This is a genomic window from Halomonas citrativorans (genome assembly GCF_014898005.1).
Lineage (GTDB): Bacteria > Pseudomonadota > Gammaproteobacteria > Pseudomonadales > Halomonadaceae > Vreelandella > Vreelandella citrativorans.
The window spans coordinates 102,829-128,141 of the sequence record NZ_JABUYX010000005.1; the positions used below are offsets into that span (position 1 = coordinate 102,829).

The window sequence follows — 25,313 nt, forward strand, 5'->3', positions numbered from 1 at the left end:
TCAACCAGTCCTGCTGGACCAGCACTGCAGAAACAACTCAGGCAGCTTCGTAGGCAGCTTTAAGCCGGTAAAACTCATCAACAATGGCGGCCATTTCAGCGGCGTCATAATGACAAAGGCCACTGACCACCAGCTTTTTAGAGCCGACACCGATTGCAACGCCCTTCGATTCAATGGAAAACTCAAGCAATGCGTCTGCTCGCTTCCCCTGCACATCAAGCGATGAGCGCGTTAAGGCAAGGCCTGGTGTAAACCCATCCAAACGCTCTAATGAAAACCCCATGCTATCGTAGATAACCAAAGGGCGTTTAGGGTTAAACATTACCCCATGCTTTTCCATTAGCGGTTTTAAATAATGCGGGAAATTTTTGCCTGAGAACGCCACATAGCAACGAGCAAATGCTTCAATAGCAGCGCTATCGTGGGTCGTCTCGCCATCACGAACCACCTGTAAATAACATTTTCCACTCTCATCACTTACGTGAAGCTCACCATTTTCTGCTTCACTAAAGAGCAGTGGCGTATCAGCACTTACCATATTGGTGAAGCGAAATTCCATTTGCCGCGACAGCCCGAACTTTACCAGTATTAGCGTAAACAACAGGTCACCAGGCACGCAGAAACGTCGCGCACCCGGATTATGGATCGGGTTGTAATCACCTGCCACGCCTTTAGCGAAACGGCTGGCCTGCTCGGCGGAGACCACTACATACTCTCCGTGTTGCGCGTAAAAATCCTTGAACATGGCGTTTGCTGCCTGCCTAGCGTTGAAATCGAAAACCCATAACTATCCAGCGTCGCGCATAATGCCATAAAACACGCGCCAACAGGAGTCACCTGCCAGGAAGCGAGTATGTCAAACACGAACATTACTAAAAAGCGCTTATCCCGCGTTGTATTGGCTACCTTGATCAGTAGCCTGTTTATCATAACGGTTTGGCTGGTGGGCAGCTACTGGTTGCTGAATAGTCAGTGGTTACCGGAAAGAATTTCTCAGTTTGAAGGTATTGAGGTTCGCTGGAGCCAAGGAACTAGCCGCCACCCTGGACGCTGGGAAGTAGACAACCTTTATCTTGCCCGTGAAGACGATGCGCTACCGATGGCAATTGAGGCCGAGCATGCCACGCTCACACTCTCGCTATGGTCGCTACTGCGCGGCGAGTTACATATCAAGGCATTAGAGGCCGAAGGAATTCGCCGCTTAACGGTGGGTGATATCGCCCTTGAAGCGCAGGGCACGCTAGAGGTGGCTGATACAACCCTTAGCCGTGAAAACCTGGCCATACCTCATGTGAACCTGGCAATCACAGAAGGCCGCCTGATACGCCCAAGTGACCACGCCACACTGGTTAACGCCATAACCCTTGAAGCCACCGCAACGCTTGATGAGATCACGCCCACGGACCCGGCCACGGGTGCACTTAACCCTGAACTGCTAGCGGCACTTTCCGCAACACTTGATATTAAGGCGCAGGCAGATGCCTGGAATGTATTCATGCCCTACCTGGAGGCCATTCCGTGGCTTTTCCTGGACGGCCGCGGCGCACTGGAGGGCCATATTGAACTTGCCTCAGGCACACTTAAACCAGGTAGCCTGCTTACTTTGAAGGCACCTGAATTACGTTTAACGCTGGATGAGCGAACGCTTTTAGAGCACGATCAACCAACGACTTGGAGAGAGGCAGATGCACCTCCTCCACGTCACACAGCAACCGGTAGAGGAAGCGTCCAGCTACGCGTAGCCGATCACCATATTGATTTTGAGACTCGCCTACAAGATGTCACGCTGGCAGATACACAGCCCTATGCGGTAAATACCGCCTTAAGCCTTAAAAGCGATATGGCCAACCAGCGCTTGGACCAACTAACTCCACCCACGGATGCTGAGCTAGCGCTTGAAGGCACCATTACCCGGCTGGACATGATGGACCGCTACCTCGCCAATACGCTGGAGGGTCAGGGCATTCGCTTATCCGGCAATGGCCGTTTAGAGGCCAGGGTTAGCGTTCGCGACACTCACGCCCATAGCGCCCATTTGCGGGTCGAGGCAGACGCAATCGCGGTCAACGCACTGGATATGACCGCTCAAGGGCAAGGCATACTTAACGCTGAGCTAAAGGACGCCTCGATGGTGGACGCGACACTTGGTTTCTCCCAGGCAACGCTTTCCCACGCCAACCAAACACTGCTTAACGACGCGACACTTGACCTGGTAGCACAAAGTCCTATCGAACCTGTATTAGCCCGCAGTCACGCCACCGCGACACTTCACTGGCGGGATGCCCGCATGGCCAGTATTAGCGCCCTGCAACCGTATATTGCCACTTACCTGCCGGCCCCGGCTCCGTTTAGCCTGGTCAGCGGCCAAGCGCAAAGTAACGGAACGCTCCATATTACCCCTAAACAGCTTAGCGGAGAGCTTACCTTAACCGGCGATTCGCTCACTACCCGCTGGCAGCGTGATGAGCAGAGCACCCTGCTCACCAGCGATATGCAGCTTTCACTGCAACTACGCGAGGCAGCTACCGATGGCACAAGCGTTGATATCAGTGGTAGCCGTTTACGCTGGCAGGTCGCTGATGACACACAGCCCGAAGAGCGCCTGGAAAGTATCTTGGTGATTCGCGAAGGCCGCTTTCAGCGGCGTGGCGAGATTCCCAGTGGGCAGTTTCAGCTAGAGGGCAGCGTGCAGCGCTTGAGTTTTCTGAACGCCTTTTTACCCACAGATCACGGCGTTTCGTTGTCTGGCAATGGGCAACTGTTCGCCCAAGGCTCTTTTAGCGGTAAGCGCCTGTTGGCACCTACTCGGCTGCGTATAGATGCCAACCAGCTTGAAGTCGCATTTTTAGACTACCAGGCCAGCGGGCGCGGCGAGCTAACCGCGCAAATCGACAGCCCCGAACAGGCACAACTTTCGCTGGGTATTCCGCGCTTTTCGCTACAGCGTAACGATGATGACAGGCCTCATGTAGAGGGGCGTCACTTTGCCTTAACCACCCAGACAGACCAGCTCAGCAACGTGCTCATATCGCCAGAAGCAGAATACTTTGTTACCCGAATAGCCTTGCCGATTACCGAAGTGCCGGACTTTACTCGCTATAACCGCTACCTGCCTGAAGATGCAGGCCTTCGCCTGCTTGGCGGTCAGGCAAACCTGGGCAGCGAGTGGCTACTGGAGGGGATGAGCGCCCAAGGCAACATGACCCTGCGTGCGTTTGGCGCCGACCTCGCCCTTCTTGATCAGCGGCTACGTGGCGATATCGAACTCTACTTACAACTTACTGAAGGCGATTTACAGGCACGGCGTTTTACGGCTAATGACTCATTTCTGCGCTTGGAAAATGTGTTCCGTATCAGCGAGCAAGGCGCTCAGGACGCAGGCTGGTGGGTGCAGCTCTCCATGGATGACGCGCAGCTTACCTGGGATGACCCCATTCGCCTGTCCACACAGCTGCGTCTGGCCATGCGCGACACCGGCTTGGTCGCCAGGTTGTTTTTAGCCCGTGCCCGAGAAAGCGACTGGCTCGGCAGGCTACTCAACGTGCACAATGTTAATGGCACCGCTGAACTTGCGCTTAATGGTGAACGTATCCAGCTGAGCAACCTTGTACTCACCGGCGGCCCACTACTGCTGCTTTCCGATGTCACGCTTGAAGAGCAGAGCGCCAATGGCGCGCTCTATGCCCGCCTTGGCGCACTTGGCATAGGCGTGGAGCTTGTTAACAGCGAACCCAGGCTACACGTACTGCAACCCAAGCGCTGGTTTGACCGCTGGCGGCAAGCGGTTCGTTACCCTCGTCCTGATTAGCGCTTTTTGCGCTGGCGCCGAATCATCCTGACCCGCTCTTTGGCTTTAGCCGGCGTCGAAAGCGGCGCTGCTGAATCCGTCTCTTTGGGCGGCAAAGTGACCCAAGCAAACACCGGCAATGCCAAGTGCCAGCGAATCGCGGCTAACCGCAGCCCCAGCGTAATCGCCAAGGCCATTGCGATACTAACGCTCAGCGGCGTATTCAAGGTGTTCAGCGCGACATATACAGTGCCGCCAGCCATGGCAGCGGTAGCGTAGATCTCTTCACGCAACACCATCGGTACGCGCTGAGCCAGCATGTCGCGGATCATTCCGCCGGCGACACCGGTCATCATCCCCATCAATACCGCCACTACACCGGAGGTTCCCAGCAACAGTGCTTTATGGGTGCCGATGACCGTAAACAAGGCAAGGCCAAAGGCATCCGCAATCGGCAAAAACCTTCGCGACAAGCGATGAATATAGTGGAACCCCACCAGCGAAATGCCCACCGTTGCCAGGATAACCCATAAGTAAGTGGGATCAGCGACCCAAAAGACAGGCCGCAAGCCCAGCACTAAATCACGCAGTGTACCGCCACCAATCCCGGTCACAGCGGCCAACACCAGCATGCCAAACGGGTCCATTTTTGACCGACACGCAAGAATAACGCCCGATAGCGCAAAAACAATCACACCCATCATGTCCAACCAATACACCACACCCGTCACGTGATTCCCCTTTGTGCGCTATGTTTTTTAAAGCGGTTTCTTAAAGCAGGCAGAATACCACTAATGCGTTTTTCGCCTATCGCTTGCTCATTCGCTAATTAACCCGACTTAACGCCGTGGCTTAGGGTACGCTTGTGAGAACTTTTTAAAAGGAGGTGCTATGGATTGGAACCCTGCTTATACATGGTTAGTACTGGCGCTACTTCTCAGTTTAGGGGAGTTAACCTCTGGTGCAATGGTACTACTGGCACTGGGTATTGCTGCCGCGCTTACCGCGGCGGTCACTGCCCTTGGGCTCTCTCTACCTTGGCAATTGCTGAGCATGGGCATTTTTTCTGGCCTATTAGTTCCCTTGGGTGTGATGGTGATTCGTCCGCGCTTTTCTCCTCGCGGCGTTGCCTACGGCACCACCGGCACTGGGGTCGAAAAAGGCAATCATTACCACACGTTGCGCCGCGATTATGATGATGCGACCGGTATCAAAATTAACGGCGACTTTTACCGCTTGCGTGTTATGGACACAGGTGCCACAGAACTTCCCCCCGGTACGTCCGTTATCTTTCAGCGCTTTGAAGGTACCACAGCGCTGGTTGTCCTCCCCTCGTCAGCCCCTGACCCTTTGCAAGACAATACCACCCTACGCAAGGAGCCTTAATAATGGATTTACCTATTAGCCCCGGTTTATTAATAAGCCTGATTATTGTCGTTATCGGCATTGTGATTATTTCCAAAGGACTGGTGATTGTACGTCAGTCGGAAGTAATGGTAGTTGAGCGCCTCGGCTCATTTAATCGTGTGCTCGAAAGCGGCATCAATATTATTGTCCCGTTTATTGAGCAGCCCCGCGCAATCACCATGCTGCGCTATCGCAAAACGGGCGAAGAGTACCAGGCGATTACCACTGATGAGGTTCGTATTGATCGGCGCGAAACGGTGATGGATTTCCCCGGCCAGCCGGTAGTGACCACCGATAACGTGACCGTGCGTATCAATGGCGCGCTTTATTATCAAATCATCGACCCCAAGCGGGCGGTTTATGAAGTCGTCAACATGAGCCAAGCGGTGGAAGTACTGGCGAAAACCACGCTGCGCTCGGTGGTCGGCAAAATGGAACTGGACAAGCTGTTTGAATCTCGCGCAGAAGTGAATAACGAAATTCAGGCCGCCATGGAAGAGCCCGCGTCCAAGTGGGGCATCAAGATATCTCGGGTAGAAGTACAGGACATCGCCATGCCCGAAGAAGTAGAAACCGCCATGCGCCTGCAAATGGCCGCCGAACGTAAACGCCGCGCTACCGTGACCGAAGCAGAAGGTGAAAAATCTGCGGCTATCGCCATGGCCCAAGGGCAGCGTGAATCATCCATTCTCAACGCCCAAGGTGATAAGGAATCGGCCATTCTGCGCGCCCAGGGCGAGCAGGAGTCCATCAAACTGGTATTGAATGCTATTGGCGACAGCGAGGAAAACAAACGCACCGTGGTGGGTTATTTACTCGGCCAGAGCTATATCAAGGGTTTGCCCAACATGGCGAAAGACGGCGAGCGCGTTTTTGTGCCTTATGAATCTTCTGCTCTGCTGGGTTCCATGGGCATGTTCCGCGAACTGGCAGGCTCACCTGAGGATGCGGTAGGAGAACATCTAAAACACCGCACCGACAATACCAACCCATCCAACAGTTTTCGCAGCGGCGTGGTAGGCGGAAGTATTAGCAGTTAATAACGATTAGCTGATAACACTCATTAAAAAAGACCAGGCCAAGTCGGGTAACAATAAACCCGACTTTTTTCCGTAGCCAACATGACATAAAGTTGCTTTAATTTGCGCAATAACAAAACTTCGATACGCGCCTTTTTATACAGCCCGCAGAATGACCAACTTCATTTCACCACGAGGAAATGAGGTTTATCAGCCGGTTTTTAAGCTAGCAGGGGGCTCCTCCCCCTGCCAAGCCGAGCATCATCAGCCGCTTTCACTATGTATACACTGGCTGGCCGAGCGGGTTTTAGCATCACTTCATTGACTTATCATCAGTGATGATGCGTTTAACAGCCGCATAACAGCGACCAGGACAGAATTTTGTTGCCGCTTGGGGATGGCAAATATAAGGCTATTCTGTGGAGCATTACACTTTGCGTGTGGGTGCTGTATTCGGGTGTTTTACAGGCTGACTCAGCCCCCCAACCTCTGCATAGCTGGGAGTACCACTGGGGAGACCTTCCTGCGGGAACTCAAGGCACTCTTTCCCAGCCGCCCGATACATCACTCACCTGGAACCCTATCAACTTTCCTGCCGACCCACCGGAAAGAAACGGCCAGGAACAGGTATGGTTCCGCGGTGTATTGCCAGACGGTAACTGGAATGACCCCGTACTCTACATCACCAGTATTAACCTGATTGGCCAGATCTATCTGGATGATGCACTGATCTACCAGTACGGCGAATTCGATGCCCAAGGGCGGGGAGATTTTGCAGGCTGGCCGTGGCACATGGTTGAACTGCCTGAGGATTTTTCCGGCAAACCGCTCAACATCCGAGTATTTTCCTATTACACCAATATCGGCCTGTGGGGCGAAGTAAAGGTCATGGAGCGTCTTGAGGTATTGGAAAGTATCATCCATATGTCCGTCCAAGACCTTGCAGTCAGTGCCCTGGTATTTGTTTTAGCGTTTATAGCAACTATATTCGCCGTTATTGGCCCTGAAAGGCGCGGCTTTTCAGCTATTGCTCTGTTTGCCTATGCTTCTGGCCTAATGTTGCTGGCTGAAGCGCCAGCTCGCCAGTTGATCGTTGATAATGCCTTGGCTTGGGATACATTGCGCGCGGGCAGTTACTACACGCTACCCATTGCTCTTGGGCTACTACTAAGCCATTGGTTTAACGGAAAAACAAAGCGCTGGCTGACCAGTATTTGGGCGCTACACTTAGCCTATCTCGCCATAGCGATCAGCCTGGTTCAATTAGGGTTTGTTAGCCTTTCTATCACTTTTCCCGTATTTGATGCATTACTCACCGTCACCCTGCCCACCATGCTAATACTCGCCCTGTTTAGGTTCCGAGAACTAAGTACTGAGCAGCGATTATTAGCACTTTGCTTCACTTTTTTCATACCACTCTTATTGACCGATATGCTGGTAGCCCACGGCTTTATTGCCTGGCGCACCATACCATTAAGCTACGGCACGCTGATCTTTTCACTGGCTAACGCGGCGATCTTTCTTTGGCACTACCGGCATACTCAGCAGCAGATGTCACTTGCGAATGAAACTCTGGAATATCAAGTGGCATCAAGGACCAAGAAGCTTGGCCGCCTCGTCCAGGAGCTAGAAAACCTCTCTTTTAAAGACCCCCTCACTAACCTATATAACCGACGTCATTTTGATAGAGTGTTCGAGCATGAATGCCTCCGCGCGCAGCAAAACGCCAGCCAACTATCGCTACTCATGCTGGATATTGACCACTTTAAGCAGATCAACGATCACTTTGGCCATGATGCAGGCGATAGCGTGCTGGTGGAAATGGCGGAACTGCTAAAGCATCACTTTCGTGGCCTTGATATCGTTTGTCGGTTTGGAGGCGAAGAGTTCGTTGCTCTACTACCTGGGACATCAGTTCATGCTGCCGAGTCTCGTGCTAACGCGCTATTGACACTGGCATCAGAACTCTCTCTAGCATACCAGGGAGCGCCACTAACAAAAGTGACGCTTTCTTGCGGAGTAGCGACTTATCCAGACCATACCCAGGACCCATTCAAACTGCTAAAAATGGCTGATGAGATGCTATATCAAGCTAAAAACGGCGGCCGCAATCGCTGCATTGTGTGGCCTGAAACGCCTAAAACGCGCGATTTTATGCTGGGGCAGTCGTAGCCCAGCATAACCCCCCCTCTCGCTGTCCAGCGATAAGCTGATTGCCAAAAAGCAATCAGTAAACACGCCATGCTACAGGTTGATATGACCTGAGACGCTACAGTGCTGCCTTTTTCCCAAGCCGGGTTAAACCACGCGGCGCCGCAATACGAAAAAAACGCTCCACGACATCCGCTTGTGTGGCCGGAGTCACTAACGACACTCCCACAAATATCGGCAAGTTGATGATTAGCCCCCAGAACCCCGCGTGGATTCCCAGCGGGTGTGGCCATAGCGTAGTAAACGCCACGGTAACCAAAAAACCTGCCACAATGCCCGCCATAACGCCCAAGCGTGACGCGCGCGGCCAGAAGAACATGCCAACAAAAGCAGGCAAGACTTGCGAGGCAAACCCCAGCCCTACCAGCAAAATCATCACCAGACTGCCCGGTTCAGCAATCGCGAGCGGTGCAATCACCAAGGCCATGATGGGTAAGATCATAAGCCTGGCAAGTCGACCAGTAGTAGCATTTGAAAGCTTTAACAGCGGTTGCAGTACATCCTTACTTAATGACAGCGACACCGAATGAATAAACGGCTCACTTGATGACATGGAAGCCGCCAGGGTACCCGCCCCCAGTAGCCCGACCAGCACAACAGGCAAATGCTGCATGGCATATTCAAGGGCCACCGTGTCTGCCCGCGCCAGGTCAGGTAGCGAGTAAATACCGATAAAGCCCACAACCACCATGGGTAAAATCACCACATAGTACGTTGGCAGCCAGGTAGCGCTGCGCCGGATAGTGCGTGCGGAAGACGCACTCATCCACTGGGTCCATACCGGGGGCATAAACGAGAACATCGAGACAATAATCGAGGTGGTCCAGAAGCTAAAACTCATATCCCCGCCAGCCCCTGGTAGGGTTAAAAACGCCACATGCTCAGCCTGAATACGCTCAAATACCGCTGCAAAACTTAAACCGCCGGTGGCGCTATGCACTGCCCACAAGCCTACAGCCCAGGCAACGACCAACATTAATACGCCCTGAAAGGCATTGGTACGCCCAATCGCCCGCTGACCGCTGGCGTACAAATAGACAGCAATAGAGGCAAGTACCAACACAACGCCTAACCAGACAGGAATGATACCGCCGCTCATCACAAACAGAATATAGGCCGAACCAACCGTTTGAAGCACCGCGTAAGCAATTGAGCCAACCGCCATTACCAGCGATGCCAGCGCCCCCAAGGCAGGGCTTTGATAACGGTCAGCAATCGCGCTTGCCTGAGTAACGTGGCCAAACTCAGCGCCAAACTGCCATACCTTTGGGCCAAAGTACCAAGCGATCAGGGCCAGATATGCCAAATAGATAGCGACGTAAAAGACCGCGACCCCCTTCGAATAAGCCCAGCCCGGTGCGCCCATAAAGGTATAAGCACTGACGCTCCCTGCGGCAATCAGCAGATACAGCGTGACCGGCCCCATGCTACGCCCAGCAACCCCCCACTCTTCCAGGCTATTCATATTGGCACGGGTGGCCTGACCACCGCGGGCGCGTAAGCCAATCATCATGGCAATGGCCACATAGATAAGCGTAATCAGCAGAGGCCAGAGGCTATTCATGGTTATCTCGCTCTACGATACGATTGCCTATCAGCATAACTACCACGCAAGAAAAAATAACCAGATAGCTCCATACCACCATCAAGGGCAGGCCTAGCACTAATGTTGCCCGGTTTACCCAACCAATCATCGGCCACGTTCCCATAGCGATGAGTGTTAAAAACGCAATTAATAAACCCCAACCCGCACGCGAGGTGGGCAGTACCAGTAAACGCCGCATGGTGATTCCCTAAAATTTTGTTAGCCGTCGTACCACTGGCCTACCTATTTTCATGTTGTGTGATCGGCAAATCGTCGGCCGATCAACGACTTGTCGCCAGGTATTCCAAAGCGGCAGCGTGCGACGGTACCGAAGTAGTACACTCCGCGTCCACTGCGTCATCAACGTCTTTACTCCGTTAAGAGGCGTCGCATGAGCGTCACGGTTTCGCCTCGGTATTCAAGCGTTTCTATCGCTTGCCAACCTAGCCGCTGATAAAGCGACTGCTGGTCAGGGGTATAGAGATAACATTGGTGAATACCGCTATTGCGCACTTCTGCCTCCACGCGTTGCACCAGCGCGGAAGCAACACCCTGCCCGCGCCACTCAGGCGCTACGAAAACAGAGGCCAGCCACGGCGTTAATTCGCGCCGAATGCTCATATCATCGTCAATTAAGCAGGCAGTGCCGACAGGTACGTCGTCTTGCAAAGCAATAAATACGGAGGGTACACCTAAGATACCGCACTCAGACATTGTGTCATCAATGGCTTCTTCTAGCGTTAGCCCTGGGTATAAATTCCCCCACGCTGCAAACGTCCAGCGCACTACGGTGGGAAGATGAGGACTATCTGCGCTAAGTCGCTGGATAGTGGTGTCCCGCATCACTATTTACCTTATTTTGCTGAAATTAACACCGTCACGGCAATCCTGTAGCCCACCTCGCACCATCATGCAAAAGCTCGCACCTGCGGCGATTAGCGTGACGAATCGCGCAGCAGCGCATCAAGAGGACCATTCTCAAGCAGCTTCCCCCAGCTATCGCCATGTACCAACTCACTTAACGGTAGCCTGGAGCGCCAGCCTTTGGCTTCAAGCTCCGGCTGATCCAGAAACTCGCTGACATAGCCAAGGCATAGATAGGCCACGGGATATACGTGTTCAGGCAGGTTCAAGGCGGCACTTAACTGAGCCTGATCAATAATACTTACCCAGCCAACGCCAACCCCTTCGGCCCGCGCAGCCAACCACAGGTTTTGCACCGCTAGGCACGTGCTGAACAAGTCAGTTTCGACAATACTGTTGCGGCCTAGCACGTGTGGTCCACCCCGGCTGCGGTCGCAGGTGATGCATAGATTCAGCGGGCTTTCGACAATCCCTTGAAGCTTGAGGCTACGGTAAAGATCATTACGCTCACCCTCAAAACGCTCAGCGGCTTTCTGGTTTTCCTGCTCAAATAACGCAAGGATAGACGCCCTGACCTCGTCACCTTCAATGACCATAAAATCCCAGGGCTGCATGAACCCTACCGAAGGCGCATGGTGGGCAGCCTGCAATAGACGCGCCAGCACGTCAGCGGGAATCGGGTCAGGAAGAAACTGTGAACGCACATCACGGCGCTCATAAATGGCACGATAAAGCCCGTGGCGTTCACTCTCTGAAAAGCAGGCATCTGAAGCGGTCACGGGTATCAACTCCTCTCGCATTTTGGTTTAAGCGTGGGCGGCGGGTTTGATCATATCAATATTCGGTATGCCGTCCTCATCGTAGGGCTCACTGATGCCCATGCCAGGATAGTTTTTTTCGGTGAAACGGATAGCTTCGCTCATAAACGCCCGGCTATATTGGCGGCCCCGGAAAGCCTTAAGTGTCATCACCCATCCAATAGAAGGCTCAGCGAATTTACCACCCGGCCGCCCCACCCGGATATACGCCACAAGCAGGCCATCAACCGTAGCGGAAAGATACCTAGCAAGCGGATCCAAATCATCAACCTCTTAATAGACACATTACTGCTCCACCACTAACACCGCTTCACGTGCCCTTACGATGTCATAAAAAACGTACGTACTTAATTCATCCAGCCGCGACCAGCTAAAACATAATGTTGTGGATCAAAGGTTCTCATAAATAAGTAGTTACTAGCCTGAATAAAATGGGTGCAGCGTTAATAGTTTTGCCAACAAGAAAAGCCACCTAACAACAAACGCTTAACTTTGTTAACATTTTACACGCTGAACGAGAATCAAGCAGCAATTGTTCTGTACTAAGTGCTTGATCTGAAGTGTCGTGTTGTCAGGTAGCTATCACGGATGAAGCCATGTTAAAACGCTTCATTGCTCCGCTTACTGACCCTGAATAGAGCGCACTGTCTTCCGCCTACCACTACAGTGAGAAACATGCACTACGCCGTCGTGCGCATGCCATCCTGCTGAGCAATCAGGGTCATACAATTAGTCAAATCAGCCAGATACTACAGGTTCGCCGCGACGCCATATCACGATGGCTAAAACAAACCTGGGTGAGCATGAGTTCTATTACTTTGGTGAGTCCGGCTTTCACAATCGTCATCGATACCCTATGCGTGGAGCCCTATCGAACAGCCCTTTGAGGTGACCGTCCACTCACCCGGCCGAAGTCTGAACACATTGGGATTCCTCAGCCGCACTGGAAAACAAATCTACCGAACCACTACCGTATCGGTGACCTCCGAGACGGTTATCGAAGCGTTTGACGTACAGAAAAACCGGATACCTTCGCTGTTGTGTTGCTCGAAAATGCCAGCATGCATCGCTCGCAGGCCTTCGGCGAAAGATAATAGAGTGGATGTCACACCGTATGCATCTATTTTACCTGTCGGCCTACTCGCCGGAGCTGAGTCTGGTTGGGATACTGTGGCGTTAGATGAAGTACGCATGGCTGCCGTTGAGTGCTTACCTTTTATTTGGCCACCTCTGTGAAGAGGTACACACCGGCTATTGGATAGCTATGAAACTGACCGCACGATTAGTTTTGAATAAGCAATTAGTATGCGACACGCTTTTATAGAGATGCAGGATACCCCCACATACCCAACAACGTTTTTAACTTTTAGACAAATCAATAACCTGGCCCTATATTTTCGTCATCCAAATAAATATAGCTGTTTTTTTCAAATATTATTATCTGCGCGCATACTTTCAAAACTTTCAACCTGCCCCATTAACCACTGCTTAAATGCGATAACACGAAGATTTTCAACTTCAGCCGGATTTAAAACTAGATAATAGGCAAACTCATGTATACGCCATGGCATAATTGCTTGTACTGTTCTATCCAAAATAAGCTGACTAACAATAGAGTAACGCCCGATACAAAGGCCAAGCCCCTCAGCACAGGCTGCCAAGGTCAGATTACTGTCAGAAAACTGTAATTTACGTAGGGATGGATGAAACTCAACCCCAATTTCACGGAGCCAAGGCTGCCATGTATTCCAGGGTTCTGTTGGTTGAATACTACTATCTTCCAACAAAAACTGAGTACGCAATAAACTTTCAGGACGAATATCGCGAAGGCCGCTTACTCGTTTTGAAGGAGCCAGTATCGTCACGGCATCGCTCATTAGCTGTTCAGTATGTAGGTTTGGGTAGTTACCTGTACCAAAACGAATTCCAATATCTGCCTGATTATTTCGAAAGCTCAATAAATCACTTTCACCGCGCAACTTCAGTTGCAGACCAGGATAAAGAGCCTGGAAGCTTGCAAGCCGCGGAATCAGCCAGCAACGGATAAAAGAAGAAGGTGCTGATAGCGTCAACAGACCATCAATCCCCTCCTGTCTAAGCTCTTTTGTTGCTCGTTCGATTTGGGTAAAAATACTCGATAAACGCTCATAGTAACGACGTCCTGCATTTGTCAGAACTACTCCACGGGGTTGACGTACAAATAACAAAATATCGAGCCTACTTTCCAGCTCTTTTATACGGTGGCTAACAGCGGCTGGTGTCAGGTTAAGCTCCTGAGCAGCAGAGGCAAAGCTGCCTAATCGTGCAGCAGTTTCAAAGGCGCGAAGAGCGTTTAAAGGAGGGAAATTGACACTACTCATGGCTAAATTTTAGTAACCCTATAGGTGAGAAAAAAGAAGTTTCCATTATTTTTTTTGACGTCAAAATGATACTACCTTCCCCACCTTCAAGAGGAAAAGCCTCATGAGTAGCCTGTTATATCGATTAACTGCCTTTTCTGATGTTCCTTCTGGTGGTAACCCTGCAGGAGTATGGATTGGAGATGAGCTACCTAAAAAAAAGGAAATGCAAAATATCGCTGCAGAGGTTGGATACTCGGAAACAGCATTTATTGCACCATCAACAGGAGAAGTTAGAACTATTCGTTACTATAGCCCACTGGCAGAAGTTAGCTTTTGTGGGCATGCAACGATTGCAAGCGCCGTAATGCTGGGCCGCTTAAGTGGTATGGGCATTTATCAACTGAATACATCGGTGGGGCGCGTGCCAGTGAAAGTCGATATGATCGATGGTCAAATTCAGGCAGCGTTAACCTCAGTTGAACCTGACCATAGGCCTGCTCCTGTAGAGCTTGTTAATGAGGTATTAGAACGGCTTAATTGGTCTCTTGACAAAATGGATCCATCTATCCCTCCAGCTTTAGCCTATGGAGGAGCATGGCATCTTGTGCTGGCAGTTGGTTCTCGACACACATTAAGTCAACTTGATTACGATTTTAATGAGCTGAAATCTCTGATGTTACGAGAAGGGCTAACAACGCTACAGCTTGTTTTCCGCGAGAGTAATAACCTTTTCCATTCGCGAAACCCCTTTCCAGTCGGTGGCGTAGTAGAAGACCCGGCGACTGGAGCTGCGGCTGCAGCGCTAGGAGGATATCTACGCGAAGCCAAGCTGATTAACGCTCCTGAGAAATTTCTTATAAAGCAGGGTGAAGAAATGGGACGGTTAAGTCTTCTGCAAGTTGAAGTACCAGTGCAAGGAGGAGTCGTAGTGGCTGGCACAGCCGTAGAGATTACTACTCAATAGTCTACTACGCAGCCCTACGGTGATGTTGCTCCAGCGATACCCAGCAACACCATCTTCGAGACGGAACAGAGCGGTCGATAGCAACAGGTATTATCGCGGTTTTGCCATATCAATATGTGGTATGCCGTCTTCATCGTAGGGCTCACTGATGCGCTCGAACCCAAACGACTCGTAGAAAGCGTTTAAATAGACTTGTGCGCCGATCTTAATGCCCATACCAGGATAGGTTTGCTCGGTAAAACGAATCGCCTCGCCCATAAGCGCTCGGCCATACTGATGCCCTCGAAAAGCCTTAAGGGTCATCACCCGGCCAATTGAGGGCTCAGAAAACTTATCACCCGGCCCCACTACTCGGATATACGCCGCGAGCTGACCATCAACCGTTGCGGAAAGATGCCAGGCAAGCGGGTCCAGCTCATCAACTTCCTGATAGGCACACCGCTGTTCCACCACAAACACCGCTATGCGTGCCTTTACGATTTCATAAAATTCGCGCGTGCTGAGCTCATCAAACCGTGACCAGCGAAAATCCAAGGACATACCAGCTACCTTTTACCCGTGGCGTTATTTTGCGAACGCCAAGTGTACACAAGATTAAGTAGCGAAGCCTTTAGCACGGACATCGCCCAGTATATGTACCTAGCCTAGCCGCCAGCGAAGAGGTGCCGTTTTACTTAGCATGCCTTCTTCATCCCAGTCTTCCCATCCAGCAAACGGTATCGGCTTTTCACGCTCCCAGTGCGTTAGACGCTCGGCCCAGCGCTGTTTACAGACATTGAGATGTTTGCGTAGAGCTTCCTCATTCTGATACTTAATGCCGCCACCCTGCACGCCGTAACTCAGTTGAGGCGCCAGTACGTCAAACCCTACGTAATAAAGCGATGAGTGAATGGGCCATAGCCAGGCCGCCATATTGCCCGCCCGGCCAAAGGGTTGAAAAGCGGCTTCCGGTGAGCCTGCGGTCACCGACAGCATGGCGCGTTTACCTTTAAAGTAACCTTGATCGTAACGCATGCGACTTGTGTAGCGCCCGCCATAAACCAATACCCGATCAAACCATCCTTTTAGTACAGCAGGCTGTGCATGCCACCATAGCGGGAACTGAAAGATCACCAGATCGGCCCACTCCAGCCTTGCCAACTCGCGCTGGATATCCGCGGGCAGTGCTGCATTTTTGTGATGATGGCGCTGCTCATCTAGTGGTGCGAAATAGTCTTGATCAACTCGTTGGGAATAGTGTTCGGCGTGCTCTATCGCGTTGAAGCGTTCAGCATAAAGATCATCCACATCAACCGAATGCCCTGCTTTTTTCAATTGATTGACGGCGGTATCGACCAACCCACCATTAAACGAATGTGGCTCTGGGTGAGCCGTGACAATCAATGCGTTCATGAAGCTTCACACCTGTCGCTGGATTGAATGACAGGCTACCCTGTTCATATTTGCTCAAAAACCCCCTAATTATGAGAATTAACTTTGCATGAATGAACAGCAGCTAAAGTGGGACGATCTTCAAGTGATATTGGCTATCGCTCAAACAGGCTCTTTATCCGGCGCCAGCCGGCACCTGCGTATCAGCCACGCCACCGTATTTCGCCGTCTCAACGCGATTGAAAAACGCCTGAACGTCACTTTGTTTGAGCGTCATCGGCATGGCTATACCCCGACACTGGCAGGAGAAGATCTGGCGGCAACGGCAACGTGTGTTCAAATAGAGGTTGATAGCGCTGAACGCCGCCTTATTGGGCAAGATCTGAAGCTTTGTGGAAGCCTTCGCATCACCACTACCGACACGCTTTTTGCAGGATGGCTATGCCCTCTATTAACAAAGTTTCGTCAACAGTATCCTGATATTACGCTGGAAGTGGTGATCTCAAACCAGTTGCAAAGCCTATCGCGAAGAGAAGCGGACATTGCCATTCGACCGACACTCAGCCCACCGGAAACTCTTGTAGGCCGCAAGCTAAGCGATATCCGCTTAGCCATTTACGGCCAGAAAAACCGTTGGCAAATGGCACCTGTACCGCTGGATCCTACATCGCTCGACGGTGAAAGCTGGATAGGGCCAGATACGCATATGGGCGACGCAACGCTCGAAAAATGGATGATGGGTAAAAGCACGGGCTACAAATTAGATAGCATGCTGGGAATACAACTGGCAGTGCGTCAGGGAGCAGGTATCGCGGTACTTCCTTGCTACCTTGGGGATAGTGACGAGGAGCTAATCAGGCTTACCAAGCCAGTGGAAGAACTGACTACCCAGCTCTGGTTCCTGACTCACCCCGATTTGCGCTATGCGGCCAGAGTGCAGGTTTTCATGAAAGCGATAACGGAAGCAGTGCGCGAGCAGACAGACTAACCAAACAGCTAATACGCCTTATATTGGCTCAAGCCCTGCCAAAAACTGCTTGAGCAGTTCATCAAGCTGCGCCCGCTGGTCATCACTCAAACCACTGACCAGCTCTTCCTGTGTCGCCACATGAGCAGCAACGGCTTCATCAATTAACGCAAACCCTTTCTCAGATAGCGAAATCAGAAATCCTCGCCCGTCGGCGGGGTTTTTGACACGCTCAATCAACTCCGCTTTTTCCAACTGCTGAAGCCGATGTGTCATGGTGCCGGACGTCACCATGGTGGAGGCCATTAAGTCGCTGGGAGAAAGCGCGTAAGGTGGGCCTTCACGGCGCAGCGTGGCCAGTACGTCAAAGCTTGAGTCGTTAAGGCCGTACGCCGCCCACGTCTGCTCCATGCGCCGCATCACGCTATGATTCAGTCGTTTGAGTCGGCCCAGCGTGCCCATTGGGGCCACGTTCAAGTCGGGCCGCTGTTGCTGCCACTGTGTGAGTATTTTATCGACATGATCCATGGGGTTCATGCTTACCGCTTTTTAGCTTGACGTCAAGGTAAAAAGCCATATACCTTGACGTCAAGCTATTTTGAGAATCATATTAAAGATCAACCACAAGAGCCACACTATGCAACCATCCAAGGCAAGATCAGGGGCACTTCCCAAACAGAAGCGACTTGCCGCATTTATCTATCTTTTGGCAGGTGGCGCGCTGCTGGGACTTTCGACCAACGTGGCCAAACTGGCCGGTGATGCGCAGCTGTCGCCTCTCGCCTTTCTATTTTGGTCGATTACTGGCGCGGCTTTAATTCTGCTGGTCGTAGCAGCACTACGCAGCAATTTGCCGCCTGTCACGGGTCGTACGCTTGAGTATTACCTGGTTTCGGCCTTTATCGGCGTGGCGGGTTCTAACCTGATTTTCTTCTCGGCCATTCCGCATATTGGCGCAGGTTTTGTCGCCCTTGTGATTACATTGCCGCCGTTGCTTACCTACGTTGGTGCGCTGATAGTAAAGCTGGAACGCTTTCAGATGACGCGGGCGATAGGCGTTATGTCAGCGCTTGCGGGCGCCGTCACTTTGGCAGCTCACAAACTTTCCGCGCCTGATGCCGACTATGTGTGGATTTTGCTGGCGTTGGCGGGGCCGGTACTGTTGGCCATCGGCAATCTTTACCGAACGTTGCGCTGGCCAGCGGGTGTCTCAGGCGACGCTCTTGCGCCCGGTATGCTAGTCGCTGCGGCAGCCCTTCTGTTCAGCGTCAGCCTGCTGCCTGGATTTTCGCTTGGTATTCCAAGTGGGCAACGCCTTCCACTTCTCCTAATTGCCCTTCAATCAATGGTATTTGCAGGCCAGTTTTTACTGCTATTCCTGCTTCAGAAAACCGGCGGGCCAGTGCTTCTCAGCCTGTTGGGTTCCGTCGGCGCCGTGGTTGGCGTTCCGGTGGCGATAGTGCTCCAAGGAGAAGCCGCGCCGGAGGGCTTACTACCCGGCGCCCTGCTGATAGGCACAGGTATCGCTCTGCTTAACATCGGCAAAGCCAGGCAAATTTCCTAAATAAACAAAGGCATATCTGGCAGGTATCACTTAAACAATACGCCGTTCCATGTAGTGAGTATTGCCTTCCGTTTTACGAATGTGAAAGCCCATGCGTTCATAGAGCGCGACGGCAGGATTAATGCAGAACACCCGAAGGCGCAGCGTATCGATATTCGATTGCCGCGCCCTGTGTACCATATGGTGAATGGCTGCCGTACCAAAACCCTGACGCTGCCACTGCGGCGCGATTTGCAGCTCGCGAATATAGCAAGCCTCGGTAGCCTGGTTGATACACAGCAAGCCCACCGGGTGCGTATTGATGACCAACTGATAGCTCTCTAGGGTGCGCCACTCATTTTCAAACAAAGCGCTGTCCCAGTGCATATCCAGCTGTTCATAGTAGCCGGACATATTCTGGCGGATCAGTTGCTCTGCATAATCCTTATTGTTAGTCGGCTGAATGAGCGGCTCCATATTTACTCCCGGCGCTCCTGTCGGCACCTGTTGCGAATGTTGTTCCTGGAGAAGCTGACATCATAAATCATTACGTTGCCAGCGGTTTACAATATGACTCCGCTGTTAAGGTGAGAACCGCCCCCTTAATCCGCTATACTAGGCAGTAGCGTAGATAAATAACGAAGGAGGGAGTATGAACAACGTCTCTTTGGAAGCAAAGCGCCGCTATTATGCACAGGTCAGGCGTTCAAATTACCAGGCGAGCATGGCACTGGAAGGGATTATCGTTGATTCTCAGGCGTCTAAAACCAATAAAACCGATGTATTAGTTAAATATACAAAATATAAAAATTGCTAATGGATAAGTACGGCGTCGGCCAAGACCCTTATTGCTATCCCGGCACTGATATCTTGCGTAATAAGCTGGACATTTCCGACACGGCTGAGCTTGAAGAAGCGGAGCGCGATCTATCGCTTATTAACGCGGATAGCATTGAGTTTTTGCAGCCACCCTATAATTTTGCGTACTTGAAACACCTTCATCATCAGCTATTCCATGACCTCTATGATTGGGCAGGTAGTGTGCGCACTATTGATATAGCCAAAGGCGATACGCGATTTTGCCACGTTAATCGCATCATTCCCGAAGCTGAAAAGCTGTTTACCAAACTTGCAGAACACGATTATTTTATTCAGCTTGAGAAAGCAGAACTCATACCGGCGTGCGCTGAATTGTATGGTGATTTAAACGTTGTTCATCCCTTTAGAGAAGGTAACGGTCGCGCACAGCGATTACTCTTTGAACATCTCATCATCAACTGTGGCTATCACCTTTCATGGCACCCACTCGAGCAGAATGAATGGATAGCGGCCAATATCGCCAGCTACTATTGCGACTATCAACCGTTAGCATCCATTTTTGAGCGCTGCATCGGCTCACCTCTGACAGGCTAACGTCAGGGTAATGCCTGACGCTCTACTTTATTTCTGCCTTACCCCCTACCCCAACTGAAACGGGTAAACCGACCCTATTTGCAGAAGCTGCGTTAACTCATCCAGTGCGCTGAGCGACTCTTCTGCCAACTGCGGATCAGCGAGGTCATCAGGTGCCAAGCGATCCCGGTAGTGGCGGTTGACCCAAGCAGTAAGGTCTTCGTAAAGATCATTGGTGAGCAATACGCGGCCGGTCAGTGCTGCGCGCTCGGCTTCTGAAAGAGCAACGCGCAGGCGCAGGCAGGCGGGGCCGCCGCCGTTGCGCATACTTTGCTTGACGTCTTTCACCACCACGTCACTGATGGGGTTATTGCCTGCCAGCAGGTAGTCTTGAACGGTGCGCCAGACGGCTTCACGTTCCTGACATTCGCTGGGCACGACTAGCGTCATGGTGCCATCAGGGTTGGAAAGCAGCTGCGAGTTAAACAGGTACGACGCCACTGCATCTTCCAGGCTCACTGCTTCGATGGGTACGCGGACAGGAATCAAGGGCGTCGTCATCTTGCGGCGCAGCTCGTCGAGCGTGCCCTCTTCGTCCAGGAAAGCCATTTCGTGATATAGCAGCACGGGGCCGTTGCCCACGGCGATGACGTCGTTATGAAATACGCCCGCATCAATAGCGTCCGGATGCTGCTGAGCAAATACCGTTTGCGACTCAACAAGCCCATGCTGGCGGGCTACCGCTTGGCTGGCTTCCAACGTTTGGCGGGCGGGGTAACGAACAGGCTCGCGCTCGCCGCTACGCACGTCACCAAACGCTTGGCGGCCATACACAAACAGATGAACGCCCGGCTCACCGTACTCACCACACAGGCGAGTATGATTGGCAGCACCTTCATCGGAAAACGCCGGCGTGGCGGGCAGCACTGGGTGGTGGGCGAAGTGCTGTTCGCTGTGAAAAATGGCTTGCAGCACACGGCCCGTGGTTTGCGGCTCAAGAAAGCGATGAAAGCTTGATTGCAGGTTGGCCGGAGTGAAGTGCACCCGGCGGTCCGGCGCGTCGATGCTGGGGGTAACGGTGCCCGCATTGGCCGTCCACATGCTGGAAGCCGAGCAAACGGCCCGCAACAGCTGCGGTGCATCGGCGGCAGCACGGGCCAGCACATCATGATTGCTGCCGCTAAAACCCAAGTCGCGCAGCGCGCCGATATCCGGGCGCTGCTGAGGCGGCAGAACACCTTGGGCGTAGCCTGCCTCCATCAAGGATTTCATTTTTAAAAGCCCTTGTAGCGCCCCCTCTTTAGGATTGGACTCAAGGCCGCCGTGGCTCATGGAAGCCACATTGCCTACGGCGAGCCCTGAGTAGTTATGCGTCGGGCCTACCAGGCCGTCGAAATTGACTTCCCTAACGTTACTGATCACAGGTATTCTCACAGACTAACTCCCGGCGGCAGAGTATCGGGCATCTCCAACGCCTCGGCTTCCATGGAAGCCACCGGATAGGCGCAGTAGTCCGCCGCATAGTACGCGCTGGGGCGATGGTTGCCGCTGTCGCCGACGCCGCCGAACGGCGCATCACCCGAAGCCCCGGTAGTCTGGCGATTCCAGTTCACAATACCCGCACGGATGCGCAACAGAAAATCGTCCCAGTCGGCCTTTTCGCCGCCAATCAAACCCGCCGAGAGGCCATAGCGCGTGTTATTGGCAAGCGTTAACGCCTCGTCCCAATCGTGGTAACGGTGCACCTTCAATAACGGGCCAAAGTACTCCTCGTCAGGCACTTCCAGGCCCGTCACGTCGATTAACGCAGGCGTGAGCAGACTGGTATTGTCTTTAACACGCTGCATACGGTTAATCACCGTGCCACCCAACGCCTCCAGCGCATCCTGTGCTTTTAGCAGGCCATCAGCCGCCGCCACACTCACCAGGCCGCCGTAAAACGGTGTGGGCGACTCATCAAACTGCCCGGCCACATGAAGCCTGGCAATCGCTTCGGAAAGCGCGTCAATTAGCCGGTCGCCAACCTCGCCCTGGGGTACGATTAAACGGCGTGCACAAGTGCAGCGCTGGCCGCCAGACAGAAAGGCGGATTGCAAAATGGCCAGCACGGCGGCGCGCTCATCATCCACGTCCTTGACCACCAGCGGATTGTTGCCCCCAAGCTCCAGCGCGAGGATTTTATCCAGCTGCCCGGCAAACTGCTGTTGCAGCATGCCGCCAACCTTTGCACTGCCGGTAAACAGCAGGCCATCGATCCCAGGGTGTGCAGAGAGTGCCTGCCCCACCGGCACACCGCCTTGAACAAGATTGATGACGCCAGCAGGCAGCCCGGCTTCTTGCCAGCACTGCAGCGCCAAGTCCGCGGTTAGCGGTGTTTGATCGCTCGGTTTGAAGACCACCGTGTTACCTGCCAAGAGAGCCGGCACCATGTGGCCATTAGGCAAGTGGCCCGGGAAGTTATAGGGGCCAAACACCGCCATCACGCCATGCGGACGGTGGCGCAGCACCGCTTTGGCACTGCCTACAGCTTTTTCGCGCTCGCCGGTGCGCTCCTTGTACGCCTTGAGCGAGAGCGCTATTTTCCCCACCATAGCGCCCGCTTCCGTACGCGCCTCCCAAAGCGGCTTGCCGGTTTCAGAGGCAATGGCGACAGCCAGCGCTTCACTGCGCGATTTAAGTACCTCAGCAAAACGCTCAACCAACGCCTGGCGTTCGCTAAAGGGCGTTTTTGCCCATTCTGGAAACTCCTTACGCGCAGCGGCTACCGCTTCTTCAACCTGCGTATCACTGGCTGATGCCCCTTGCCAGAGCAGCCCGCCTGAGACGGGGTCAAACTTACTAAACGATGCTGCAGCGCCATTCACCCAGGCGCCGTTGATAAGCTGCTGTTGTTGGGCGTGCATCATGCTCTCCTACCTGTTCAGGTTTCCAGAAGCCGCACGGCATCACCTGTGGTAACCCCTAGGCGCTCAGCTTCTGTGTGGCTTAAAACAATCGTATCGCGGGTGGGTGCACGGCCTATCCACGCGGCGGTAAAGGCCTGCATGGTGGTGGTCGCAGCCAACCAGCGGCTAACGCTCTCATCAGGTGCCTTGGTCGATACTTCAACGTGATATAGCTGCGAATTGCGCACAGCCCGCACATCGTCGATATAGGCTTCAACCGTCGGGCCACCGTCAAAAATATCGATATAGCCTTCCCAGCGCAGCCCCTCTTTTTTAAGCATTTCAAGGGCAGGCCGGGTATGCCGATGCACTTGACCAATACACGCGCGCGCCTCCTCGGCCATAAACGTGGTGTAAATGGGAAAGCGCGGCATTAATTCACCGATAAAGCTTTTCTGCCCAAGACCGGTCAAGCGGTCGGCTTCACTGAAATCCATGGGAAAAAAGTGTTTTCCCAGGCTCTCCCAGAAGGGGCTGCGGTTCTGCTCATCGAACACGCCGCGCATTTCAGCGAGCACTTTCTCAGGAAAACGATCACGAAACTGTGCAATAAACAGCCAGCGCGCCTTGGAGAGCAGCGCACCGTTACGCAGGTGTTTATTGGCCTCACCCCGGTATTCCGGGCGCAAAAACAGTGAGCAGACTTCGGCATCGCCGGTATGGTCAGAGCTTAAAAACAGCGTATCGATGGTGCGGTGTAAATCCAGCTGTACCGACGAGTGCGCCAACGTACCCAACCGATAGTTATAAAAAGGCACTTCGTGCCCTACCTGGCCTTCAATGGCACAGCAGCCGGCCAGCTCGCCATTAGCCTCATCTTCCAGCACAAAGAAGTAGAGCCGATTGTTAACCGGGGTACGCTCTTCAAACGCGCGGACAGACGTTTCAATTTTTTCTGCCAGAAATTCTCGGTTATTGGGCAGCGAGGTAAAGCCCACGCCCGCCTGCTGCGCAAGCGCCAGCAACCCATCAACATCTGCACGGGCGATAGGACGAATGCGCATCATATTTCTCCTTCATCAAAGGCATCCACCGCGCTGGGCAGAGTAAGTGGTGCGGCAAATACAGCTCGCCCCTCCTCTACTCCCAAGCGTTTGGCATCCGCCTCTGAAAGCATCAGTTGCCCAGTGGCTGAAAGCGCGTAACGGGCGACAATGCAGCGAAAATCACCCAGCGCCTGATTAGCGATCAAGGCAGGTTCGGCATCGGGAAGCGTTTCGTCCGGGCGAAGGCGTACCGGATGCCAAGCGGCACGGTTGAATGTCGCCAAACGCTCGCGTTCGGCTTTCACAAGCGGCCCCGCGTCGAAAATGTCCACATGGCGCGAGCGCACGAAGCCTTCGGCAAGCATCTCCTGCAAAGCTTCTTCATGCGCAGGATGCTCCCGGCCAATCGCCGCCCGGGCCGGTGGCGTCAACAGCGGCAAATAGAGCGGGAACTGAGGCATCACCTCGGCAATAAAGCTTTTAGAGCGCACACCTGCGATGTGGTTGATATCGTGAAAACTGCGCGCAAAAAAGTGGTGGCCCACACTTTCCCAAAAGGGCGATTCGTTCTGCGCATCCAGGTAACCGGGAAACGCCACGGCCAATATGCGCGAAAAGCGCTCGGGGTACTGGGCAATAAACATCAGCCGAGCACGCCGCAACAGGCTTTCGGCGCTGGTCCCCTTGTAACGCGGATTTAGTGAATACGCGCACAGCAGCGTAGCGTCAGAAACTTCATGAGAGAGCGCCAGGGTTTGTACTTCGCGACGTACGTTGAGCTGTTGAGATGCATGAATCAACGTTTCCTGGCGGTAGGTGTAGTAGGCCTCATTGGCGCCCGCCTGGGCACGAATAGTGGCCGTTCCCAGTATTTCACCATGCCCCGCCTCATCCACCAGCGCGCTATTTTCAAGCACAAAGGTGTAGTGCTCGTTACCCGGAAACTCGATCTCATCATTAAACGCCGCCAGGGAGCGCTCAATGCGCTCCTCTAAACGTTCGCGGTTAGCGGGCAGGTTGGTAAGCTTGGGCGTCGCATGCTCTGCCAACACGACCAGCGCTTCGAGATCCGCCATTTTTACCGGACGAATGACCAGCATGCTTGACGCCCC

25 protein-coding genes and 1 pseudogene are annotated in these 25,313 nt (G+C 52.9%); 10 read left to right on the forward strand and 16 right to left on the reverse strand.

Annotated features, from left to right (window positions below):
- Positions 1-37: 37 nt before the first annotated feature.
- The gene (locus INT20_RS08125) at positions 38-745 is read right to left on the reverse strand and encodes a DUF3581 family protein (RefSeq protein ID WP_087106339.1); all 708 of its coding nucleotides are present in this window, start codon (positions 743-745) and stop codon (positions 38-40) included.
- 108 nt (positions 746-853) lie between these two features.
- On the opposite strand from INT20_RS08125, the gene INT20_RS08130 reads away from it, so the two are divergent.
- The gene (locus INT20_RS08130) at positions 854-3,808 is read left to right on the forward strand and encodes a translocation/assembly module TamB domain-containing protein (protein WP_193056776.1); all 2,955 of its coding nucleotides are present in this window, start codon (positions 854-856) and stop codon (positions 3,806-3,808) included.
- Here the strand turns inward: INT20_RS08130 and INT20_RS08135 are convergent.
- Positions 3,805-4,518: a trimeric intracellular cation channel family protein gene (locus INT20_RS08135; RefSeq protein ID WP_193056777.1), complete on the reverse strand. Its 714-nt coding sequence runs from the start codon at positions 4,516-4,518 to the stop codon at positions 3,805-3,807. The two genes, INT20_RS08130 and INT20_RS08135, sit on opposite strands and share 4 nt — an antisense overlap.
- 160 nt (positions 4,519-4,678) lie before the next feature.
- Between INT20_RS08135 and INT20_RS08140 the strand changes: the two genes are divergently transcribed.
- From INT20_RS08140 to INT20_RS08150, 3 genes are all read left to right on the forward strand, one after another.
- Complete coding sequence (locus tag INT20_RS08140; RefSeq protein WP_193056778.1) at positions 4,679-5,173, forward strand: nodulation efficiency, NfeD-like protein; 495 nt, start codon at positions 4,679-4,681, stop codon at positions 5,171-5,173.
- Positions 5,174-5,175: 2 nt separating this feature from the next.
- Positions 5,176-6,234 (forward strand): SPFH domain-containing protein, encoded by a 1,059-nt coding sequence (locus INT20_RS08145; RefSeq protein WP_193056779.1) that lies wholly within the window; start codon positions 5,176-5,178, stop codon positions 6,232-6,234.
- Positions 6,235-6,594: 360 nt separating this feature from the next.
- On the forward strand, positions 6,595-8,385 hold the full coding sequence (locus INT20_RS08150) for a GGDEF domain-containing protein (protein ID WP_193054795.1): 1,791 nt from the start codon (positions 6,595-6,597) through the stop codon (positions 8,383-8,385).
- Positions 8,386-8,482: 97 nt separating this feature from the next.
- Here the strand turns inward: INT20_RS08150 and INT20_RS08155 are convergent, their stop codons facing one another.
- From INT20_RS08155 to INT20_RS08175, 5 genes are all read right to left on the reverse strand, one after another.
- The gene (locus INT20_RS08155; protein WP_193054794.1) at positions 8,483-9,988 is read right to left on the reverse strand and encodes a sodium:solute symporter family protein; all 1,506 of its coding nucleotides are present in this window, start codon (positions 9,986-9,988) and stop codon (positions 8,483-8,485) included.
- Positions 9,981-10,208: a hypothetical protein gene (locus INT20_RS08160; RefSeq protein WP_192527844.1), complete on the reverse strand. Its 228-nt coding sequence runs from the start codon at positions 10,206-10,208 to the stop codon at positions 9,981-9,983. Before INT20_RS08160 ends, INT20_RS08155 begins: the two co-directional genes overlap by 8 nt.
- A gap of 170 nt (positions 10,209-10,378) precedes the next feature.
- Positions 10,379-10,852, reverse strand: a complete 474-nt coding sequence (locus INT20_RS08165; RefSeq protein WP_193054793.1) for a GNAT family N-acetyltransferase — start codon at positions 10,850-10,852, stop codon at positions 10,379-10,381.
- Positions 10,853-10,944: 92 nt separating this feature from the next.
- Positions 10,945-11,673, reverse strand: coding sequence for a 5,6-dimethylbenzimidazole synthase (gene bluB, locus INT20_RS08170; RefSeq protein ID WP_193054792.1), 729 nt, complete (start codon positions 11,671-11,673; stop codon positions 10,945-10,947).
- Positions 11,674-11,679: 6 nt separating this feature from the next.
- Entirely contained in the window at positions 11,680-11,952 is a 273-nt protein-coding gene (locus tag INT20_RS08175) for a GNAT family N-acetyltransferase (protein WP_226912097.1), read from the reverse strand.
- Between the two features lie 383 nt (positions 11,953-12,335).
- On the opposite strand from INT20_RS08175, the pseudogene INT20_RS08180 reads away from it, so the two are divergent.
- A pseudogene (locus INT20_RS08180) lies at positions 12,336-12,987 on the forward strand (transposase).
- Between the two features lie 131 nt (positions 12,988-13,118).
- On the opposite strand, the gene INT20_RS08185 reads toward INT20_RS08180, so the two are convergent.
- Entirely contained in the window at positions 13,119-14,051 is a 933-nt protein-coding gene (locus INT20_RS08185; RefSeq protein ID WP_193054791.1) for a LysR substrate-binding domain-containing protein, read from the reverse strand.
- Positions 14,052-14,154: 103 nt separating this feature from the next.
- On the opposite strand from INT20_RS08185, the gene INT20_RS08190 reads away from it, so the two are divergent.
- The gene (locus INT20_RS08190) at positions 14,155-14,997 is read left to right on the forward strand and encodes a PhzF family phenazine biosynthesis protein (protein WP_193054790.1); all 843 of its coding nucleotides are present in this window, start codon (positions 14,155-14,157) and stop codon (positions 14,995-14,997) included.
- Positions 14,998-15,087: 90 nt separating this feature from the next.
- Here INT20_RS08190 and INT20_RS08195 read toward each other — a convergent pair whose 3' ends face one another.
- Positions 15,088-15,537 carry a GNAT family N-acetyltransferase gene (locus INT20_RS08195; RefSeq protein ID WP_193054789.1) on the reverse strand — a complete coding sequence of 150 codons (450 nt, stop codon included), beginning with the start codon at positions 15,535-15,537 and terminating at the stop codon, positions 15,088-15,090.
- 99 nt (positions 15,538-15,636) lie between these two features.
- Positions 15,637-16,389, reverse strand: a complete 753-nt coding sequence (locus INT20_RS08200; protein ID WP_193054788.1) for an NAD(P)H-dependent oxidoreductase — start codon at positions 16,387-16,389, stop codon at positions 15,637-15,639.
- 88 nt (positions 16,390-16,477) lie between these two features.
- Between INT20_RS08200 and INT20_RS08205 the strand changes: the two genes are divergently transcribed.
- Positions 16,478-17,356 carry a LysR family transcriptional regulator gene (locus INT20_RS08205; protein ID WP_193054787.1) on the forward strand — a complete coding sequence of 293 codons (879 nt, stop codon included), beginning with the start codon at positions 16,478-16,480 and terminating at the stop codon, positions 17,354-17,356.
- A gap of 18 nt (positions 17,357-17,374) precedes the next feature.
- Here INT20_RS08205 and INT20_RS08210 read toward each other — a convergent pair whose 3' ends face one another.
- A complete protein-coding gene (locus INT20_RS08210; protein ID WP_319022151.1) occupies positions 17,375-17,872 on the reverse strand; it encodes a MarR family winged helix-turn-helix transcriptional regulator in 498 nt (165 codons plus the stop codon).
- Positions 17,873-17,972: 100 nt separating this feature from the next.
- On the opposite strand from INT20_RS08210, the gene INT20_RS08215 reads away from it, so the two are divergent.
- Positions 17,973-18,899 carry a DMT family transporter gene (locus tag INT20_RS08215; protein WP_193054786.1) on the forward strand — a complete coding sequence of 309 codons (927 nt, stop codon included), beginning with the start codon at positions 17,973-17,975 and terminating at the stop codon, positions 18,897-18,899.
- Between the two features lie 30 nt (positions 18,900-18,929).
- Here the strand turns inward: INT20_RS08215 and INT20_RS08220 are convergent, their stop codons facing one another.
- A complete protein-coding gene (locus INT20_RS08220) occupies positions 18,930-19,355 on the reverse strand; it encodes a GNAT family N-acetyltransferase (RefSeq protein ID WP_193054785.1) in 426 nt (141 codons plus the stop codon).
- Between the two features lie 175 nt (positions 19,356-19,530).
- Between INT20_RS08220 and INT20_RS08225 the strand changes: the two genes are divergently transcribed.
- Together INT20_RS08225 and INT20_RS08230 are read left to right on the forward strand one after the other, a co-directional pair.
- The gene (locus INT20_RS08225) at positions 19,531-19,695 is read left to right on the forward strand and encodes a YhfG family protein (protein ID WP_193054784.1); all 165 of its coding nucleotides are present in this window, start codon (positions 19,531-19,533) and stop codon (positions 19,693-19,695) included.
- Complete coding sequence (locus INT20_RS08230) at positions 19,695-20,291, forward strand: putative adenosine monophosphate-protein transferase Fic (protein WP_193054783.1); 597 nt, start codon at positions 19,695-19,697, stop codon at positions 20,289-20,291. Before INT20_RS08225 ends, INT20_RS08230 begins: the two co-directional genes overlap by 1 nt.
- A 45-nt stretch (positions 20,292-20,336) precedes the next feature.
- Here INT20_RS08230 and astB read toward each other — a convergent pair whose 3' ends face one another.
- Genes astB through INT20_RS08250 form a run of 4 tightly spaced genes read right to left on the reverse strand, consistent with a single transcriptional unit; the run spans position 20,337 to position 25,301 of the window.
- Entirely contained in the window at positions 20,337-21,704 is a 1,368-nt protein-coding gene (gene astB / locus INT20_RS08235) for an N-succinylarginine dihydrolase (RefSeq protein WP_287077661.1), read from the reverse strand.
- Entirely contained in the window at positions 21,701-23,173 is a 1,473-nt protein-coding gene (gene astD / locus INT20_RS08240; protein ID WP_193054863.1) for a succinylglutamate-semialdehyde dehydrogenase, read from the reverse strand. The genes astB and astD overlap by 4 nt, the downstream gene beginning before the upstream one ends.
- Positions 23,174-23,190: 17 nt before the next feature.
- Entirely contained in the window at positions 23,191-24,219 is a 1,029-nt protein-coding gene (gene astA, locus INT20_RS08245) for an arginine N-succinyltransferase (RefSeq protein ID WP_087106373.1), read from the reverse strand.
- On the reverse strand, positions 24,219-25,301 hold the full coding sequence (locus INT20_RS08250) for an arginine N-succinyltransferase (RefSeq protein ID WP_193054782.1): 1,083 nt from the start codon (positions 25,299-25,301) through the stop codon (positions 24,219-24,221). Before INT20_RS08250 ends, astA begins: the two co-directional genes overlap by 1 nt.
- Between the last annotated feature and the right edge of the window lie 12 nt (positions 25,302-25,313).

Coding starts and splice junctions, on each gene's coding strand:
- INT20_RS08145 (WP_193056779.1), top strand. CDS start 5,176: ATGGATTTACCTATTAGCCCCGGTTTATTAATAAGCCTGATTATTGTC.
- INT20_RS08195 (WP_193054789.1), bottom strand. CDS start 15,537: ATGTCCTTGGATTTTCGCTGGTCACGGTTTGATGAGCTCAGCACGCGC.
- INT20_RS08220 (WP_193054785.1), bottom strand. CDS start 19,355: ATGGAGCCGCTCATTCAGCCGACTAACAATAAGGATTATGCAGAGCAA.
- INT20_RS08190 (WP_193054790.1), top strand. CDS start 14,155: ATGAGTAGCCTGTTATATCGATTAACTGCCTTTTCTGATGTTCCTTCT.
- INT20_RS08155 (WP_193054794.1), bottom strand. CDS start 9,988: ATGAATAGCCTCTGGCCTCTGCTGATTACGCTTATCTATGTGGCCATT.
- INT20_RS08140 (WP_193056778.1), top strand. CDS start 4,679: ATGGATTGGAACCCTGCTTATACATGGTTAGTACTGGCGCTACTTCTC.
- INT20_RS08125 (WP_087106339.1), bottom strand. CDS start 745: ATGTTCAAGGATTTTTACGCGCAACACGGAGAGTATGTAGTGGTCTCC.
- INT20_RS08210 (WP_319022151.1), bottom strand. CDS start 17,872: ATGAACCCCATGGATCATGTCGATAAAATACTCACACAGTGGCAGCAA.
- INT20_RS08185 (WP_193054791.1), bottom strand. CDS start 14,051: ATGAGTAGTGTCAATTTCCCTCCTTTAAACGCTCTTCGCGCCTTTGAA.
- astA (WP_087106373.1), bottom strand. CDS start 24,219: ATGCGCATTCGTCCTATCGCCCGTGCAGATGTTGATGGGTTGCTGGCG.
- INT20_RS08215 (WP_193054786.1), top strand. CDS start 17,973: ATGCAACCATCCAAGGCAAGATCAGGGGCACTTCCCAAACAGAAGCGA.
- INT20_RS08160 (WP_192527844.1), bottom strand. CDS start 10,208: ATGCGGCGTTTACTGGTACTGCCCACCTCGCGTGCGGGTTGGGGTTTA.
- INT20_RS08165 (WP_193054793.1), bottom strand. CDS start 10,852: ATGCGGGACACCACTATCCAGCGACTTAGCGCAGATAGTCCTCATCTT.
- INT20_RS08130 (WP_193056776.1), top strand. CDS start 854: ATGTCAAACACGAACATTACTAAAAAGCGCTTATCCCGCGTTGTATTG.
- INT20_RS08205 (WP_193054787.1), top strand. CDS start 16,478: ATGAATGAACAGCAGCTAAAGTGGGACGATCTTCAAGTGATATTGGCT.
- bluB (WP_193054792.1), bottom strand. CDS start 11,673: ATGCGAGAGGAGTTGATACCCGTGACCGCTTCAGATGCCTGCTTTTCA.
- INT20_RS08200 (WP_193054788.1), bottom strand. CDS start 16,389: ATGAACGCATTGATTGTCACGGCTCACCCAGAGCCACATTCGTTTAAT.
- INT20_RS08225 (WP_193054784.1), top strand. CDS start 19,531: ATGAACAACGTCTCTTTGGAAGCAAAGCGCCGCTATTATGCACAGGTC.
- INT20_RS08250 (WP_193054782.1), bottom strand. CDS start 25,301: ATGCTGGTCATTCGTCCGGTAAAAATGGCGGATCTCGAAGCGCTGGTC.
- astD (WP_193054863.1), bottom strand. CDS start 23,173: ATGCACGCCCAACAACAGCAGCTTATCAACGGCGCCTGGGTGAATGGC.
- INT20_RS08230 (WP_193054783.1), top strand. CDS start 19,695: ATGGATAAGTACGGCGTCGGCCAAGACCCTTATTGCTATCCCGGCACT.